The organism is Streptomyces sp. NPDC037126 (assembly GCF_055605965.1).
Map to the genome: position 1 here is coordinate 1 of NZ_JBVJTD010000092.1, position 1426 is coordinate 1426.

The 1426-nt window shown below is 67.8% G+C and carries 1 protein-coding gene; it reads left to right on the top strand.

What is annotated here, in order from left to right:
• Positions 1-57 precede the first annotated feature (57 nt).
• Positions 58-1293, top strand: coding sequence for an IS701 family transposase (locus tag ACZ7FF_RS44970; protein WP_470820557.1), 1236 nt, complete (start codon positions 58-60; stop codon positions 1291-1293).
• Positions 1294-1426 lie beyond the last annotated feature (133 nt).

The window sequence follows — 1426 nt, forward strand, 5'->3', positions numbered from 1 at the left end:
CTAGTAGTGCTTCGTTACGTCGAGTGATCTCGCCTGGTGGTGGGCATCTTCTCCGGTATGAGGTTGGGGGAGGTGGAACGGCTCCGGGGTGAGTTGTCGGAGTTCGTTGCCGATGTGTTCGGGTCGTTTCCGCGGCGTGATCAGCGGCGGTGGGGCGAGTGTTATCTGCGGGGCCTGATGCTCGACGGCCGGCGCAAGTCGGTCCAGCCGATGGCCGAGCGTCTGCCTGACGGGAACATGCAGGCCCTGCAGCAGTTCCTGAACCAGTCGCCGTGGGATCCGCTGCCCGTCAGACAGCGGATCGCCGAGCGGTTGTCCGAAGTTGTCAGGCCCGAAGTGTGGGTGATCGATGACGTGTCGTTCCCCAAGTGCGGCAAGGCGTCGGTCGGGGTGGCCCGCCAGTACTGCGGAGCGGTCGGCAAACGGGCGAACTGCCAGGCCGCGGTCAGTGTCCATGCCGCCACCGACACTGCCTCGTGCCCCTTGGAGTGGCAGTTGTATCTGCCGCGTGAGTGGACGGACGAGCCGGACCGATGCCGCAGGGCAGGTGTCCCCGATGACGTGGTGCACCGGGAAAAGTGGCGTCTCGCGCTCGGCCTCCTGGACGCACTCGCCGAGTGGCAGTTGAAGGCGCCGGTCGTGGTCGCCGACGCCGGCTACGGCGTCAGCACCCTGTTCCGGCTCGGTCTTGAGGAGCGAGGACTGTCCTATGTCCTGGCCCTGAACGGGAAGGAAGTCGCCCACCCGGAGGATGCCGAGCCGCACCAGCCTGCCTATGGCGGACTCGGACCGCCCACCCTTCCCCGTTACCGCACCCCGCCGCGAGCCGTCTCCGTCCTCGCAGCACAGGCGGGTGTGGAGCGGTTCACCGAGGTGACCTGGAGGCAGGGCAGCAAAGGCCCGATGACCTCGCGGTTCGCGGTGCTGACAGTGCGGCCCGCGGGCAAGCAGTCCCTGGCAGCAGCCCAGGAGGCGGGCGGCGGCCGCAACCGGTGGGACGGCGTCCTGCCCGTCCAGACGCTCCTCGTCGAATGGCCGGACGGCCAGGGCACTCCGACGGACTACTGGATATCGAACCTGCCCGCCACCACACCGGGCGCTGACCTGGTGCGGTGGGCCAAGATGCGCTGGCGGATCGAGCACGATTACCGCGAACTCAAGCATGGCCTCGGACTGGACCACTTCGAGGGCCGCACCTGGCGCGGTTGGCACCACCACGTCACCCTCGTCACCGCCGCCCAGGCCTTCCTCACCCTCAGGCGGCTCGACCCAAAAGTCCGCACACCGGCCTGACCCTCTACCAGGTCCTCGACGCTCTTCAGGACCTGCTGAGGTGCTGGACCGGCACATGCACCACCTGCGGACGCCCCATGCCCCGCCCTCGGAGCATCCGCAGACAGCCCAGAACCTAACGAAGCACTACTAG

Coding starts and splice junctions, on each gene's coding strand:
- ACZ7FF_RS44970 (WP_470820557.1), top strand. CDS start 58: ATGAGGTTGGGGGAGGTGGAACGGCTCCGGGGTGAGTTGTCGGAGTTC.